The following is a 15963-nucleotide window of genomic DNA, read 5'->3' as shown; positions in this document are numbered from 1 at the left end:
TCAAAGGGCAGAAGGGCTGCCTGGGGGGGGTAAGGGATTATCAGCTGACGCCGGGTTTGGGGTCAAACCCTGCTCGGCCTCCTCCAACGCCGCTTGCGCCGCCAGCTCGTCGCGCAGGAAGCTCAGAACCTGAAACGGCTCTTCCAGTCTCAGCTCGTAGTAACTGATCTGGTTGGCCAGGGCCTGCATGGCCTCGATGGCTTTGGGCGCCGACAGGTCCATCTTCTGGTAGCGTGCGCCCAAAGCGAAGGCTTCGGTCACGTACTCTTCAGGCAAATAAGCATAAATGTCCGACTCACCCGCGCGTATTTTTTGAAATTTGGAGGGCGTCGGGGGCTCAGGCACAGGCTTGCCGGCCACCAGCGCCAGCCGGGCCAGCTCTTGCCAAGCCGATGTTTGTTCGGCCCCGGCCACAAATGTTTTGTCCAGGTGAGCTCGACAGATCATGCCCATGCGCATGCGCAGGCTGCGCGCCTCGCGGGAATCGGATGCCAGTGAAGTCACCTTTTCAAAGGCGGCGACTGCACGCTTCATTTCGTCTGCGGGGTTGCTGCGGTTGAAAATGCTGAGCATCAAGGTTTTTGGTGAATTTATGATATTTGCAGATTTTGCCGCAATTTCTTCACCACTGCAGAAAGAATTTGACTCACCCTGGACTCGCTGACCCCCAAAACCTCGCCAATTTCCTTGAGATTGAGTTCTTCGACGTAATAAAGCGACATGACCATGCGCTCGCGCTCAGGCAACTGGTCAATGGCCTGGACCACGGCCTCCATGAACTCGGCCTCCTCCACCATGACCTCGGGCTGCATGGCGCTGTCGCCGGGCATGCTCATGACCTCGTCGTTGACCACTTCCATCGAGAAGGTCTCAAAACGCTTGGCCTGCCCCCGCTCTTTGTGGAATTCCTCGATGTCCTTGCCCATGTACAAGGCCAATTCGGCCTGGGTGGGGGCACGCCCGAGCTCGGCGGCCAAAACGTGCACGGCTTCGTTCTCGTTTTTATTGAACGCCACGGCCGAGCGCGGCAGAAAAGATTGCCTGCGCACTTCGTCCAGGATGGCCCCGCGCACCCGGCTGAGTGCGAAATGCTCGAATTCAAAACCCTTGGTGGGGTCAAAAGACCGGGCGGCCTCGATCAGACCGACCATGCCCACCTGAACCAGCTCATCCAGCTCCATGAATGGCGGCAAACGGGCCTTCAGGTGCACAGCCACCCGCTTGACCATGGGCATGTGTGCCAGGATCAGCGATTCGTGCCGGTTACCGACCTCTTCGTACAAGGAGACGTTGCTGCTCATGCGCCTCACCCACCCACTGGAACACGGAGCATGCGCTCCATGAAAAACTGCATCCGCCCGGATGCCGACTGGATCGGTGGCAATTGGGTCACCGCTTCGGCCAGCGCACGGAAATCCCGCGCAGCGGCACTGCCGGGCGCGTAATCGAGCACCGACTGGTATTTGCGCAAGGCCTGCAGCACCAACTCATCGCCCTCGATGGCGTTCAAGTAACGGATGGACACCCCCAGAAAACGGGTACACACATCGTTCAGGCGCCTGTACAGCTGGCGTCCTTCATGGGCACTGCCGACCATGTTGGGAATCAGGTAAATCTCGTCCAGGGACTGCTCGGTGGCCATGACCTTGATCAAACCATAAGCGTCGGCGATCGAGGACGGCTGGTCGCACACCACCACAAAGCGGCGCTGACAAGCGGCCATGAACTCCAACACGGCAGGCGCAATGCCCGCTGCGACATCCACGACCAGGTAATCGACGGGTTCGTCCAAGGTGTCAAACGCATGGATCATGGTGGCAATTTGCGCCGAATCGAGCGCGGCAATGTCGCGCAAACCGGAAGCACCGGGGACCAGCCGCACGCCCTGCGCGGTCGTGATCAGCACCTCTTGCAAGGTTTTGCTGCCGTTGAGCACATGGCTGATGTTGAAAGGCGCATGCGCTCCCAGCGCGATCTGCGCATTGGCCATGCCCAGGTCGGCGTCCAGCAGCATCACCTTGTGGCCGCGCATGGCCAAAGCCACAGCCAAATTGATCGACACGGTGGTTTTACCGGCCCCCCCTTTGCCGCTGGCGACACCGATGACTTGGGGGAAACTTTTTTTATCCATGAACAGCTTTGGCAGACGACTTGGCCGTCACAGCCCGTGGCCTGACGGCACGGGTCTTGGGTTGAACTTCAGGGGCCAAGGCCACCTCTTTTTTGACACGGGGTTTGCGCGCGGCCTTGGCAGGCTGGGCAGCGGCTTGCACATGCACGATCTCGGGCAACAAGGCCTGCAAGGGCGTCATGGCCAGACCAACCAGACGCTCGGCGCCAAAGCGCAGGGGTGGCACGTTGATTTTGCTGTCTTCGGCCATGCAGGAGACGGCCAAGGGCTGGTCGCAAAGACCCTTGATCAAAGGCCATGGGTAGGCCGCTTCGTCCACTTTGGTGAGCATCAGGGAAGCCCAGCGCATGTCTGAATTCTGGAGGATTTTTTGCACACTGGTCACTGTAGCATCAACAGGCAAGACCGCATGGATGCCCAGGGCCGAAAAAGACTGTTTCAACTGCTGGGCGTGGACTGCAAAATCGGTGCCGGGCGTGTCGATCCAGATGGTTTTGCCTTGCAGCTCGTCGAGCAAGGTCTGCAGCATGGCCAGGTCAGCGGCGCGATAGCACGCGGCGCCCGCTTGCGAAGCCAACAACTGGATTTGCGACCAGGCACCGGGGCGCTGGTCGCCATAACTGATCATGACCTGCTTTTCAGCGCCGTGCGCTTGGGCTGCGGCGTAGGCCAATCGGCCCAGCATCGAGGTTTTGCCCGCGCCCGAAGGCCCGCACAAGGCATGCACGCCCACATCGGGCACCTTCATGGCCGGGCGGCTGATGGCGTCGGTCAAGAGGCCTTCGACCACAGGCCAGGCCTCCCCCAGGGTTTCCAGGCCCTGGATGCTGTCGGTCAGCAAACTGCGCAGCGCCACCGGCATGCCCACTTCGTGCATGGCCAGGGTCAACTTCTGGATATCGGGCGACAAGCCCTGTGCGGCTTGCCAAGGTTGCATTTGGCGCGATAAGGCAAACTCTTTGCGCAAAGCCGACATTTCCTGGCGCAGCATTTCGACGATTTCCTGGCTGCGTTGCTGTTCATAACGCGCCGCCTGGATGGCCGCTGGGTGCAGGGCGGCCTCGCCCGGCGCCGGGGCCGGCGTGACCACAGCCTGAGGCTGGGCAGGCAGGCTGCGTGCACGAAAAGCTTCCTGCGCCGTCTGCAAATCCAGGTCGGCGGCTTCTTGCGCCATGTTCTCTTGCGCAAGGTCTGTGGCGGCCTGTGAATTTGCGTTTTGAAACACCTCGGCAAAAGGCAAAGACGCGTCTTTGTCCGCCTGGAAGGACACGTCCTGCGCCGGGGATGTGAGCGCAGACGACGCGTTGGCTGGGGGCTGCACCGCTTCGCTGGCCACGTCGACCGCCACGATCAGTTCGGTCTGCTGGTCGACCCTTTGGCTTGAAATGATCAGCACATCGGGGCCATACATCTGAATGGCTTTCTCGTTGGCTGAGCGGCTGTCACGGGCGATGATGCGTTTGAGTTCCATGATTTATCAGGCTTGGGTAACAGAAGGGTTGCTGCGCGGATCGGCTTGCACGGTGTTGATCACCTTGACGGCCTGATCGTCCGGAATTTCGCTGTAGGACAGCACCGTGAGGTCGTTCACGCGGTAACGCACGGCACGGGACATCCAGGGCCGGATGGCGGGCGAGACCACGAGCACCGCGGGCAGCCCCTGCTCTTCGGTGGCCCGGGCGCTCTCGCGCAACGCGGTAAACAGGCTTTCGGCCAAACCTGGCTCCAGCACCATGCCGGCCGAGTTGGTGTTTTGCTGCAATACGTTGTGCAGCAGCTGCTCCAGCTGAGGGTCCAGCGTCAGGACCGACAAGGTGTCGCGGTTCTCGGTCAGGCTTTGCACGATCATGCGGCCCAGCTTGGGGCGGACCAACTGGGTCAATTGGTCGGGGTCTTGCGTTCGGCCGCAGACTTCGGTCAGGGCCTCGACGACGGTGCGCATGTCGCGGATTGGCACCGATTCCTGCAGCAGGTTTTGCAAGGTGCGTGTGACCACGCCCAAGGACAGTTTGGCAGGCACCAGCTCTTCCACCAGCTTGGGGGATTTGGCGGCCAGTTTGTCCAGCAGCTTCTGGGCTTCGTCGTGGCTCATCAGTTCGGAGGCGTTGTCGCGCAAGACCTTGTTCATGTGGGTCGCAATGGCGGTGCTGGGGTCCACCACGGTGTAGCCCAGCGCCCGGGCCTGGTCGCGCCAGGCGGGCTCGATCCAGACAGCCTCCAGACCGAAGGCGGGCTCTTTGGTCGCCTGCCCTTCGACTTTGCCGTACACCTTGCCCGGGTTGATGGCCAACTCGCGGCCGACCTTGACTTCGCCACGGCCGCGCACCACACCATTCAAAACAATGTGGTAGGCGTCGGGCTCCAGATTGAGCGCATCGCGGATGCGCACCGGTTGCACCAGAAAGCCCAACTCAGCCGAGAGTTTCTTGCGCACGCCCTTGACGCGGGTCATCAGCTGACCACCCGACTCGACGTTGACCAGCGGAATCAGGCCATAACCGATCTCCAGACCGATCAAATCCACCTGCTCCACATCGTCCCAGTCCAGCTCTTTGGGGGCTTCGTTCACGGGCAAAGCCGGAGCGGCCGAGCTTTGCTCCAGCAGCATTTGTTTGCGCATGACCATGAAAGCCACCCCGGCCGTAGCGGCCGCCAGGGTCAAAAAGACCAGGTGCGGCATGCCCGGCACCAAGCCCAAAATGGTCAAGATACCGGCCGCAATGAACAGGGCCGGCACGTTCGACAGCTGCGTGGTGGCCTGCTCGGTCATCGACTCGGAGGTGGTCACCCGGGTCACGATGATGGCGGTGGCCAGCGACAAGAACAAAGAAGGGATTTGTGCGACCAGACCATCGCCAATGGTCAGCAGCACATAAATGCGGCTGGCATCGCCCACCGACAGGTTGTGCTGTCCGATGCCAATCGCCAGACCACCCACGATGTTGATGATCAAAATCAAGAGGCCCGCCATGGCGTCGCCGCTGACGAACTTGGAGGCACCGTCCATGGAGCCGAAGAAGTCCGACTCCTGCGCCAGCTCCTCGCGGCGTTTTTTGGCGGTTTCCTGGTCGATCACCCCGGCGTTCAGGTCGGCGTCGATCGACATTTGTTTGCCGGGCATCGCGTCCAGGGTGAAACGGGCATTGACCTCTGAGACACGGCCGGCACCCTTGGTCACCACAAAGAAGTTCACGATCATCAAGATCACGAAGATGATGAAACCCACCACATAGTTGCCGCCGATCACGAACTCGCCGAACGCCGCGATCACCTTGCCGGCCGCTTCCGGGCCTTCGTGACCGTTGACCAGCACCACACGGGTCGAGGCCACGTTCAAGGCCAGACGCAGCATGGTGGCAAACAGCAAAACCGAGGGGAAAGACGAAAACTCCAGCGGCTTGCGGGTGCCGATCGCGATCATGATCACCACCAGGCCGATCATGATGTTGAACGTAAAAAGGATGTCGAGCAGCAAGGGGGGCAGCGGCACCACCAACATGGCCATGATCAACAGGACCAATGCGGGCAAACCCAAACCCGCCAGATCGAAGCGGGCAAAGTTCTGTCGGATGGCTGACAGGGTCAATGTGGTCATTTGAAAATGGGCGCTGACAGAGTGAACAGAGGGTCGGGGTGTAAAAGTTTCAACACCATGAAGCAAGGTGCATGCCACACCAACCGACACCCCGCCCCCGACTCCGGCTGCGTTCACCTGCAAAGCTGGTGCGCAACTTGCTCAATCAGGTGATCACAGGCGCAAACGGCAAAAAATGGCCGCTGCGTCTGCGCCACATCCACCCGTGAAACCCCTGACCAGACGCCACGCCCATGACCTTCGCCCTGACAGACACCGCCAGCCGCGCCTCCAGCAGTGCCCCGAACGATTTCGGACCCAAGAACGAGTCTGCCGCACCCCGGGACAGCACCGAATTCGGCCAGGTGATGTCGGACGTCATGGGCCCGCTGAAAGAGACGCCTGTGCCCCCTTCCGGGCAAACCTTGGCCGATGGCACAGCCATGCTGCCCGGCTTCGGCACCACTTTCGGGGGGGACGCGCTCAAAGCCGTTCATCTGGGCCCCCACTTGAATGTGATCACCGCAGACACCACCGCCCCCGACGAGCAAAGCCTCGAAGCCTTTGCAAGGTCGCAAGGTCTGGACGAAACCGCAGTGCAATGGCTCATGGGCACAGCGCCTGTCACGCCCCCACTGGCGCGACCTGAGCCAGTCAACGGCCTGGGGGCCTCAGGCGGCCCCATGGGGATCGAGGGCATCGAAGGCATCAAAGGCCTGGGGACAGGCTTGCCACAAGCCTCATTAATGAATACTTTGGACGTATCATCCAAGACTCTTGCGACAGATGCTGCCGCCAGCTTACCCGGTGAACCCATGAAAACAGGTGCAACGCTCAAGCCCGACACGCCCGCATTGGTCAGCGGCTTGAACAGCGCTGCCCTGTGGGTCATGAGCCAAGCCACCGAAAAAGCCCGCATCACCAGCCCAAGCACTGAAGCGGCCCCCGATGCCACGAAAGTGACGCTCCAGATGATGCCCCCACCCCCTCCGGCAGCCATCTGGATGCTGCGCCATGGCCTCGCCCCCACCCAGCCCAAGGACAACGTGAGCACCCCCGGTGCTGTGGCTTTGAGCGAACTGGACCTGAGCGAGGTGGCCAGCCCCGAGCTGCTGGAAAGCCTGAGCCAGAGCATGGCTGAAGGCGGTGGCTCGGCCACTGCAGGCGCCGCCCCCACACCTTTGTCTGGCCATGGCTCACACCGCCTGGACCCGGCGGCTGCAGCCCGCCAGGAGGCCCAGAATGCCGACGCCAGCGCCTCCGCACCCGACGCCGCCTTGGCACAACGCAGCGAAAACGTACAGAACCTGGCCGAAAAAATGGGCCAGGCGGTGGGCCAGCGCATCCTGTCCGAGATCGAAAAAGGGCAATGGCACCTCAAACTCTCGCTTCGGCCCGCCACCTTGGGCCACATCGAGGTCGAGATGCGCATGCGCAGTGGTGAGCTGGATGCGGTTTTCACAGCCCCGCAAGCCATGACGCGAGAACTGCTGCAAGACGGCATGGCCAAACTCAAAGAGACGCTCAATCAAATGGGCATGGATGTTGCTTCCATGCAGGTAGGTGATGGGCAAACCCGACAACGTGGCGGAGAGTCGACACCCGGACAAATGTCAAAATCGACAAATACCGGCGTCAACGCTTCAGAATCCACGACCACCTCTGCCGTCAACGCCCCGCGCATGAAAATGGGACAAGACGGCTGGGATGTACTGGTTTGACACGCAATCAATCAAGGAATCAACATGGCAGACGAAGAAATTGAAGTTGAAGGCAAGAAAAAATCGCCTCTGATCAAAATTGTGGTGATCGCCCTGGTGGCCATCTTGCTGTTGGTCGGCACGGCCGTGGGCACGATGTTCGTCACAGGCTTCTTCGACAAGAAAGACACCGCCGCTGCCGAACAGGCCCTGAAAAACATGGAAGCCGGTGCTGCCGACAGCAAAGCGGCAGCGAGCGAGGCCGCACCCCAAAAAGTGGCCAAGGAATCGCCTGAACTGCAGCGCTTTGAAAACAGCTACATGGAGCTGGAAAAGCCCCTGGTCTCCAACCTGACCAACACCCGCAAAGTGATCCAGTTGAACCTGGCCATCATGACGCACTACGACGAACGGGTCTTCAAGAACGCCAAGAAACATGAATTCGCCCTGCGCTCGGTCGCCCTGGATGTGATGCGCCAGATGACCGAGGCCGACTTGGCCAAGCCCGAGTTCCGTAAGGAACTGGCCGCCAAGATCCGCGAAGAAATGAACGGGGTCTTGCAAAAATACGAAGATTTCGGTGGCATCGAAGAGGTGTTCTTCACCAGCTTTGTGGTGCAGTGAACCCGCGAGCCCTTGAAAAGAAACCCTGACCATGGCTGAAAACCAACCCTTGTTGTCCCCGGATGAACTGGCCGCTCTGTCGGCCAGCATCAGCGACGGCAGTCTGGACGTCGACACGGGCTACAACCTGGACGCCCAGGTGCGCAAGCACGATCTGGCGGCAGAAGACAGCAGCCTGGGGGTGAACGTCTCCTCGCTGGACATGATCAACGAGCGCTTCATCCGCATGTTCCGCTTGGGCATGCTCGAAGTGCTGCGCACCAGCCCCCGCATCAACCCCAGCCGCGCCCAGATCGTTCGCTTCAGCGACTACATCAAGGACCTGAAAGCGCCCTTGTCGGTGAACATCATCCGCATGGCGCCTTTGCGTGGCTATGCCATGGTGGTGATCGAGCCGACCGTGGTCTTCAGCTCGCTGGACAGTTTCTTTGGCGGTTTTGGCCGCGGCGTGGGCCAGCTGCCCCCGGGTCGGCTGTTCACACCGACCGAAACCCGCATCATCAAAATCATTTTGCAGGTCTTCTTTCGGTCCTTCAAAGAGGCCTGGTCGCCCGTGGCGGCCATCGATTTCGAGCATGTGAGCTCCGAAATCAACCCCCAATTCGCCCAGATTGCCGATGAGAACGACCTGGTCGTGCTCAGCCGCTTTGAGTCCGATGCCACCGCCCAAGGGGCCGGTTTCATTGACATGGTGATCCCCTATGTGGCGCTCAAGCCCGTGCGCGACTTGCTGCGCAGCCGCGTGCAAACCGGGGACGGCAACGAAGAATCCGACAAAGTCTGGCGCAGCCAGCTGGCCGATGCCGTGAAGGACGCGGACCTGGAAATCCAGATCCTGCTGGGCAAGCTCCAGCTGTCGCTCCAGCAACTGCAGTCCATGCAAGCTGGCGATGTTTTGCCATTCAAAAAGCCCGAATCGGCCAGAGCGCTGATTCAGGACATGCCGGTCTACGATGTTGAAGTAGGTGCCCTGGGCAGCCAGGTGGCGGTCAAGATCGTCCAAGCCATCAGCCCCAACACCCAAGCCTGACCCCCTATCGAGGAGCGCCCATGAGCGAACTGACCCCCACCGCCGAATCCAGCACAGAAGCTGCCGACAAAGGCCAAATCCACGGCGATGTGCTGCAAAACATCCCCGTCACCCTGTCCATCGAGGTGGGCCGTGCCGTGATCAAAATCCGCGACTTGATGCGCCTGACCCAGGGCAGCGTGGTCGAGCTCGACCGCATCGCAGGCGAACCCCTGAACCTGCTGGTGAACAACACCGTGGTGGCCCAAGGCGAAGTGGTGTTGGTCAACGACCGCTATGGCATCCGCCTGACGCGCGTGGTGCCCGCCTCCGAACGACTCGACAACCTCTGACCCGGAGCGGCCTGGGCATGAACTCGGTATGGACATTGGGAGACTGGCTGCAATACCTGTTCAGCTTCATTTTCGTCATCGGTTTGCTGCTGACGCTTTTGTGGACGCTGCGCAAACTGCAAAACGGCTCTTCACTGCTGCGCAAAAGCACACAGCGCCTGCAAACCCTGGAAACCCTGTCGGTCGGCACGCGTCAAAAAATCATGCTGATCCGGGTCGACAACCGTGAAATCCTCGTGGGCGTGACCGCCCAACAAATGACCGTATTGACCCCATGGCCTGACGCTTCTGACGCTTCGCTGGCCACCGCCTCTGAAACACCCCGACCATGAAGCGCTCTTTCCACATTGGCCTGATCCTCACGGTTTTGTTGGGGCTGCTGCCCATCTTGGCGCAGGCCGCCCCCGACATGCCGGCCATCACCAGCACCAACACGGGCAAAGGCACGCAGTACAGCATCACGCTGCAGTTGCTGGCCTTGATGACCACCCTGTCGGTGCTGCCGTCGCTGCTGCTCATGATGACCGCTTTCGTGCGCATCGTGATCGTCATGTCCATCCTGCGCCAGGCCTTGGGCACTGGCCAGACCCCACCCAACATGGTCATCGTCGGCTTGTCGCTTTTCCTGACCCTGTTTGTGATGTCGCCCGTGCTGAACGACGTCTACCAAAACGCCCTGCTGCCCTACATGAACCAGGGGATGTCGTTCGACAAAGCCCTGGCCGCAGCCGAAAAACCGATCCGCGCCTTCATGCTCTTGCAAACCCGTGAAGACGACATCGCCATGTTCATGGAGATCGCCCGCAACAAAGGCGTGGCCAGCTCGCAGGATGTGCCCTTCATGACGCTGGTGCCGGCCTTCCTCACCTCCGAGCTGAAAAGCGCGTTCACCATCGGTTTCCTGATTTACATCCCCTTCGTTGTCATCGACTTGATCGTGGCCAGCGTCTTGATGTCCATGGGCATGATGATGCTCTCGCCCATGATGATTTCGATGCCCTTCAAGCTGATGTTGTTTGTGCTGGTTGACGGCTGGAGCCTGATCATGGGCTCGCTGGCTGCCAGCTTTGCCATGCCCTAAAGGAGCACACCATGGACACCGCAATGGTCATTGAGTTGGGGCGCCATGCCCTGTGGACAGCCGTGCTGGTTTGCGCCCCCTTGCTGGGCGTGGCCCTGGCCGTGGGTTTGGTGATCGGCATCATCCAGGCGGCCACCTCGATCAACGAGATGACGCTGAGCTTCATTCCCAAGCTGATCGCGCTGGCCCTGGCCTTGCTGATTTTCGGCAGCTGGCAATTGGTCACCCTGATCGACTTCACGCGCGCCATCTTCCAGCGCATCCCCGCCTTGTTCTCCTGAAACCGGACACAACGGCCATGAATTTCCTCGCAGCAGACATCGTCGAAAGGTTCTACACCTTTCTGTGGCCGATGCTGCGCATCTCGGCCTTGATGATCACGGCCCCGATTTTTTCGGTCAACGCCTTCAACCTGCGCTTGCGCATCCTCATGGCCCTGGTTTTGGCCTGGCTGGTCTACCCCTTGCACAGCTGGCCAGTCATCGACCCGTCCACCGCCCCCGGTTTGGTGGAGGTGTTCAACCAGATCATGATCGGCTCGGTCATGGGCCTCATCCTCCAGGTGGTGGTGGCCGCCATGGTCGTGGGCGGTCAAAGCATCGCGGCGGCCATGGGCCTGTCCATGGCCAACATGATGGACCCCAACATGGGCAACGTGCCCGTGATCTCCCAGCTGATGATCGTCATGTCGACCCTGATCTTCGTTGGCTTTGGTGGCCACGCCATCATGCTGGGCCTGATCTCGGAGTCTTTCAACACCTTGCCAATTGGCACTTCCATCCTCAATCAGAACGTCTACGGCCGTGTTTTGCAGTGGAGCTCCATGGTGTTCCTCGGCGCGGTCCTGATGGCTTTGCCGGTGATGGTCTCGCTGCTGTTCATCAACATCGGTTTGGGCGTGGTGACGCGCGCCGCGCCCAGTCTGAACATTTTTGCCGTGGGCTTCCCCGCCATGATCATTGCGGGCTTTTTGATCTTGATCATCTCCATGGAGAGCATTGGCGCCCGCATCGAATGGTTGTGGGTCCAGGGCTTCACCGTGGTGCGCGACGTGTTGGGGGTGCCCCATGTCTGAAGCCACAGGACAGGACAAAACCGAAGAACCGACGGCCAGAAAACTGAGCAAGGCGCGGGAAGACGGCCAGGTGGCCCGCTCCACCGAATTGCCCGCTGCCGTCATCGTGATCGGGGCACTCATGTTGCTGCTGATGACCGGTGGTTGGCTGATCTCCCGCATGGCCACCGTGTTTGCCAACGGTTTTGTGTTTGACCGCACCACCATCAACAAGCCTCTGCTGCTGCCCGCGCACTTTGGCGATCAAATGCTCTCGTCCTTTGTCACCGTCATGCCCATCATGGTCTTCACCGTGATTGCGGCCATCGTGGCCTCGGGCGTGACCGGGGGGTATCTGTTTTCGCTCAAGGCCGTGGCCCCCAAGGGCTCCAAACTCAGCCTGATCAGCGGACTCCAACGCATATTTGGCACCCACGCCGCGGTCGAACTGGGCAAAGCCATCCTCAAGTTCACGCTCGTCTCGGCCGTGCTGTGGTGGTCGCTCATGTCCAACATGGACGACCTGATCCGCATGGGCCAGATGGGCCTCGAACCCGCCCTCGCTGCGGCGGGTGTGATGCTCATGAAGTCGGCCTTGTGGGTGGCCTTGAGCCTGGCCGTCATCGCCCTGATCGATGTCCCGTACCAGAAATATTCGTTCAACAAGCGCATGCGCATGACCAAGCAAGAGGTCAAGGACGAATACAAGCAAATGGAAGGCAGCCCCGAGGTCAAGGCGCAGATTCGCCGCCGCCAGCGCGAGATGGCGAACTCGCGCATGATGGCCCGCATCAAAGACGCCGACGTGGTGATCACCAACCCGGAACACTTTGCGGTGGCGCTCGAGTACGACCCCACGGGCGACGGCGCGCCCATCATGGTGGCCAAGGGCTCGGACCACATGGCGGCCCTCATCCGCGAAGAAGCCAAGGCCCATGGCGTGCACCTGTTCGAAGCCGCGCCACTGGCCCGTGCCATTTACTTCACCACCGAAGTCGACCAACAAGTCCCCGAAGACCTCTACCACGCCGTGGCCCAGGTGATTGCCTACGTCTTCAGCCTGGAGGCGGCATCGCCCATGAACCCACCGCAAGCCAAACCCCGAGTCAAAGTCCCGCCCAGCATGCTGTTCAATCCGGACGGCAGCCGACTTGAAAAAGCGGGAGCCCGCGCATGAACATCCAGATCCATCCCGACAACGCTGCCTTGAACCACTGCGTCTTCCGCGCGGCCGACCGCATGCGGATCGACGGCTGCGCCAACGCCGTGGCCCACGAAGGCCTGAGCCTGGCGCTCTACTGCCCGTTTGAGGCCTTGCTCGACCACTATGTGAACCTGCTGCTGGCACGCTTGCGCCAACAAGCCCCGGACCACCGCATCGAGGTCTACTTCCCGGCCAATACCGACTCCTTGCTGGGCCGCTTCAACGAGGTGCTGGCCAGCCAATCGCTCAACCAGGCGGTCAAGGCCCCGTCCACCACCCACCAGGCCCAAATCTGGCTGGTGCACGACGCGCAAACCCTGCCCGAGAGCGAAATCCAATTGCTCGCCCGCCTGATCCAGAACTTCCCGGGCGCGAACATCCGGGCCATCTTGCTGATGTCGGGCCACGCCAATGCCCAAAAATCACCGTTGTCGGCCTTTGGCCGAAAAATCCTGCGCTGGGACATCGAAGCGCCCACCGAAGACCAGGCCCAGGCCGCACTCGACTTGGCACGCCACGAGGGGCACTTCCATGCCGTGCAGCAATTGGTGCAGCGCATCCAGCGCCAGCAGCGCCCGCCCGAGCTGGACGTGCCCTTTCAGGCCCCGGTCCTGAGCGCCGGTCTGCCCAGCACGGAAGCGGACAAGCCAAGCACGTCTTCCCTGCGAAACCAGATCAACACTTTTCAGCAACGTGGTGCCGCCGCCGTCCGCTCATGGCAACAAGCCGGGCAGCGCCTGCGCCATGCGCCCCAATGGCTGCGGCACAACAGCAAGCTGGCGCTGGGCATCGCCTTTGCGCTGGTCATGTCCACACTGATGATGCTGTGGATTCAACCCGAAGCCTTTGGCTTGAAATCGACCAAGCCCGTCGCGGCAGCGCCGCTGACCAGCCCGCAATTGGCGGCCGCCCTCCTCGCTGCCGCCCTGACCGCCACGCCATCCGAGGCCCCCACCCCGCCAGCCCCCATGGCCGTGACGCCACCCGCGCCCGCCATCGAGCCGCCGGAAGCCACCGCGTCAGGCCAGGCCTGGCTCAAACAACTGGACCCCAGCAGCTTCCTGCTGCAGCACGGCACGGCGAGCAGCTACGAAAAGGTCCTGGACATCCAACGCAAACACCCCGCCTTGAAGGACGCCCAGATCATCGCGGCCTACCGTCCCGGTGAAAAGCTGGCCCATTTCGTCATCGTCTCGGGCCCCTTCAGCGAATTGAACCAAGGCTACGAGGCCTCCAAGCGCCCTGGCATCCCCAGAAGCTGGGTACGCCCCACGCGCGGCTTGCAAGAGTTGCTCAAGAGCCCGACCTGAGCCATGGAAGCACACCGATGAAAAAGAACACAGTCCTGCGCAACGAATCACCCCACGCCGTCAAGATGCAGGCGGGCTCCAATGTGGCTGAGCACAAAAGCCGCAAGGTGGCGGGTGTCAAAGAGCCTGCGGCCAAAACCAAGGTGGACAGCCCAACAGTCAGCCCGCCAGTGGTCGAAGCCCCCCCCGCTGCAGCCAAAACCGCCCCACGCACCCCTGCCAAGCCCCGCGCCAAAGCCCGGCTGAAGTCGCCCGCCCAGACGAGCGCCCCTGCCGCTCGGCAAAGCAGCCGCCCACCCGAAGACCCACCAGCCGTGCCCAGCCCCCCTGTGCTGGACGAAGCCGCCTTGTGGGAACAAGACAGCCCGGTGAAAACCCGCCTGGCACAGCTCAAAACACGCAACGCACTTTTGAGTGAGCAACTTCAAAGACTGAAGTCACCCCTTCCAGCCCGAGGAAAGAAACCATGAGCGAGAACACTTTCACGCCCGCCGCCGAACCGCAGGAAACTGCCTCTGCACCAGCCACTGAAGCGGCGGCGCTCAGCGCCACACCCCCGAGCCCGTCCGAGCCACAGCCCCCTGTGACCGAACCGGTCGCTGCACCAGCTGCTGCACCAGCCGCGGCACCTGCGGCCGCCCACAGCCTGCCCATCCCGCCCCAGCATGCGGGCATCACCTTGGACCAGCGGGCCTACCAGCAATACCAGTCCCTGGCGAAAGTGGTCCTGGATTCGGCAGACCTGGCCACCCAATCGGCCGAGGCGGCCGCCAACGTCAGCAGCCAACTGCGACAAACCACGGCCGACTTCAAAGCGCTCACCGAGGACGGTCACAAGAAAGCCCGCCTGTTGCTGGCCATCACCGGGGGCGTGCTGGTCATCAGCCTGATCTTCTTCCTGATCATGGGCGTGCGCCTGGTCAGCCGCATCAACCAGCTCGATGCCATGCTCACCGCCGTAGGCAAACGCGTGGTCGAACTCAACGCGGGCATGGAGTCCCTGGAAGGGGTCAACCAGAGCGTGAAAGAGCTGGCCGCCCAGCAAATGGCCCTGACCAAATCACAAGGGCAGATCGAGGGCCGCATTGACGCCTCGCTCAAGCAATCGGAAAGCCTGGTCCAAAAAGTGCCCAGCGAAACCGCCAAACAAGTCGCGGCCACCAGCGACTCGGTGATGCGCCAGGTGCAGGGGATCAACGCGAAACTGCAAACCCAGGCCAATGCGGTCCAGTCCTTGGGCAACGAAGTCAAGTCGCTCAAATCGGCCGTGGGCAATGTCGACGGCCTCAAGCGCGATGTCGAAGCCTTGGTGACCTTGCAAAAAGAGCGTTACCTCGAGACGGTGCAAAAGAACAACGCCAGCGCCTCACGCGAGCGGGCGGTGCAGTTCCCGCGTTACACCGCGCCCAAGCCTGGAGAGAGCAGCCCGAATGCGGCGTCCGGCGGCCCCGCCACAACGGCCACCAAGCCCTGAACGGCCCCTGGACAACAGGATTTCAGCTTGCGCTCACTCGATGCACACCGCAATGTAGGTCAGCACGAAAACGCCATTGGGCGGTATTTTTCGCCAGTACCCCATCTCGTTGACGACGGCGACTTTCTCGCCCGTCATCTTGGGACCGGCAAAACTGGTCATCTGTCCCATGCGGTGCATTTTGTAGTTGCAGTCGTACTCGTTCAGGTAGCGTCTGGAACGCACGCCTTCGGCGTCAGGGGCCTTGAGGTCCTGCATTTCCCAAACCCGGCGAATGGTGTCCGCCCGTTCGATGGAATTGCGGTTGACGTACAGCGTCACTTCAGGGGTTTCACCGATGCGGGTCCAGGCCCAAGCCGACACCGGGGCCAAGCCGCCCAGCAAGCCCACACAGCACACACCACAGCGAAGAAAAGCACGCATTGAAAACCCTGGCAAAGTCATGTTCG

Annotated in this window: 18 protein-coding genes; 12 read left to right on the top strand and 6 right to left on the bottom strand. The window is 61.2% G+C overall.

The features are described 5' to 3' along the window. The 5 genes from ACZ5RT_RS08955 to flhA are packed head-to-tail and all read right to left on the bottom strand — an operon-like array spanning position 1 to position 5726. Positions 1 to 573, bottom strand: a complete 573-nt coding sequence (locus ACZ5RT_RS08955) for a hypothetical protein (protein WP_464452226.1) — start codon at positions 571 to 573, stop codon at positions 1 to 3. Positions 574 to 590: 17 nt separating this feature from the next. Then, on the bottom strand, positions 591 to 1301 hold the full coding sequence (gene fliA, locus ACZ5RT_RS08950) for an RNA polymerase sigma factor FliA (RefSeq protein WP_464452225.1): 711 nt from the start codon (positions 1299 to 1301) through the stop codon (positions 591 to 593). A 5-nt stretch (positions 1302 to 1306) separates the two neighbouring features. After that, the gene (locus ACZ5RT_RS08945) at positions 1307 to 2131 is read right to left on the bottom strand and encodes a MinD/ParA family protein (protein ID WP_291929673.1); all 825 of its coding nucleotides are present in this window, start codon (positions 2129 to 2131) and stop codon (positions 1307 to 1309) included. Then, positions 2124 to 3602: a hypothetical protein gene (locus ACZ5RT_RS08940; RefSeq protein WP_464452224.1), complete on the bottom strand. Its 1479-nt coding sequence runs from the start codon at positions 3600 to 3602 to the stop codon at positions 2124 to 2126. Before ACZ5RT_RS08940 ends, ACZ5RT_RS08945 begins: the two co-directional genes overlap by 8 nt. Positions 3603 to 3608: 6 nt before the next feature. Next, positions 3609 to 5726, bottom strand: a complete 2118-nt coding sequence (gene flhA / locus ACZ5RT_RS08935) for a flagellar biosynthesis protein FlhA (RefSeq protein WP_422171402.1) — start codon at positions 5724 to 5726, stop codon at positions 3609 to 3611. A gap of 233 nt (positions 5727 to 5959) precedes the next feature. Here flhA and ACZ5RT_RS08930 point away from each other — a divergent pair, with 233 nt between their 5' ends. The 12 genes from ACZ5RT_RS08930 to ACZ5RT_RS08875 are packed head-to-tail and all read left to right on the top strand — an operon-like array spanning position 5960 to position 15514. Next, positions 5960 to 7426 (top strand): flagellar hook-length control protein FliK, encoded by a 1467-nt coding sequence (locus ACZ5RT_RS08930; RefSeq protein ID WP_464452223.1) that lies wholly within the window; start codon positions 5960 to 5962, stop codon positions 7424 to 7426. Between the two features lie 24 nt (positions 7427 to 7450). Continuing rightward, complete coding sequence (locus tag ACZ5RT_RS08925; protein ID WP_422171398.1) at positions 7451 to 8029, top strand: flagellar basal body-associated FliL family protein; 579 nt, start codon at positions 7451 to 7453, stop codon at positions 8027 to 8029. A 31-nt stretch (positions 8030 to 8060) separates the two neighbouring features. Beyond that, positions 8061 to 9059, top strand: a complete 999-nt coding sequence (fliM, locus tag ACZ5RT_RS08920) for a flagellar motor switch protein FliM (RefSeq protein WP_291927414.1) — start codon at positions 8061 to 8063, stop codon at positions 9057 to 9059. Between the two features lie 20 nt (positions 9060 to 9079). Beyond that, on the top strand, positions 9080 to 9391 hold the full coding sequence (gene fliN / locus ACZ5RT_RS08915) for a flagellar motor switch protein FliN (protein WP_108426100.1): 312 nt from the start codon (positions 9080 to 9082) through the stop codon (positions 9389 to 9391). 17 nt (positions 9392 to 9408) lie between these two features. Next, complete coding sequence (gene fliO, locus ACZ5RT_RS08910) at positions 9409 to 9723, top strand: flagellar biosynthetic protein FliO (protein ID WP_291930003.1); 315 nt, start codon at positions 9409 to 9411, stop codon at positions 9721 to 9723. After that, positions 9720 to 10472, top strand: coding sequence for a flagellar type III secretion system pore protein FliP (gene fliP, locus ACZ5RT_RS08905; RefSeq protein WP_108426098.1), 753 nt, complete (start codon positions 9720 to 9722; stop codon positions 10470 to 10472). The genes fliO and fliP overlap by 4 nt, the downstream gene beginning before the upstream one ends. 11 nt (positions 10473 to 10483) lie before the next feature. Continuing rightward, positions 10484 to 10753: a flagellar biosynthesis protein FliQ gene (gene fliQ / locus ACZ5RT_RS08900; protein ID WP_422171395.1), complete on the top strand. Its 270-nt coding sequence runs from the start codon at positions 10484 to 10486 to the stop codon at positions 10751 to 10753. A 17-nt stretch (positions 10754 to 10770) separates the two neighbouring features. Continuing rightward, positions 10771 to 11547: a flagellar biosynthetic protein FliR gene (fliR, locus tag ACZ5RT_RS08895; protein ID WP_291929997.1), complete on the top strand. Its 777-nt coding sequence runs from the start codon at positions 10771 to 10773 to the stop codon at positions 11545 to 11547. Further along, positions 11540 to 12703: a flagellar biosynthesis protein FlhB gene (gene flhB / locus ACZ5RT_RS08890; protein ID WP_464452222.1), complete on the top strand. Its 1164-nt coding sequence runs from the start codon at positions 11540 to 11542 to the stop codon at positions 12701 to 12703. The genes fliR and flhB overlap by 8 nt, the downstream gene beginning before the upstream one ends. After that, positions 12700 to 14040 (top strand): hypothetical protein, encoded by a 1341-nt coding sequence (locus ACZ5RT_RS08885; RefSeq protein WP_464452221.1) that lies wholly within the window; start codon positions 12700 to 12702, stop codon positions 14038 to 14040. Before flhB ends, ACZ5RT_RS08885 begins: the two co-directional genes overlap by 4 nt. A 17-nt stretch (positions 14041 to 14057) precedes the next feature. Then, positions 14058 to 14510: a hypothetical protein gene (locus ACZ5RT_RS08880; RefSeq protein WP_464452220.1), complete on the top strand. Its 453-nt coding sequence runs from the start codon at positions 14058 to 14060 to the stop codon at positions 14508 to 14510. Then, positions 14507 to 15514: a hypothetical protein gene (locus ACZ5RT_RS08875; RefSeq protein ID WP_464452219.1), complete on the top strand. Its 1008-nt coding sequence runs from the start codon at positions 14507 to 14509 to the stop codon at positions 15512 to 15514. Before ACZ5RT_RS08880 ends, ACZ5RT_RS08875 begins: the two co-directional genes overlap by 4 nt. Positions 15515 to 15547: 33 nt before the next feature. On the opposite strand, the gene ACZ5RT_RS08870 is transcribed toward ACZ5RT_RS08875, so the two are convergent. Continuing rightward, positions 15548 to 15937, bottom strand: a complete 390-nt coding sequence (locus ACZ5RT_RS08870) for a surface-adhesin E family protein (protein WP_464452218.1) — start codon at positions 15935 to 15937, stop codon at positions 15548 to 15550. Between the last annotated feature and the right edge of the window lie 26 nt (positions 15938 to 15963).

This window comes from Limnohabitans sp. TEGF003 (assembly GCF_055395455.1).
The sequence above is the reverse complement of the archived record's forward strand: the minus strand, read 5'-3'. Positions and strand labels throughout refer to the sequence as shown.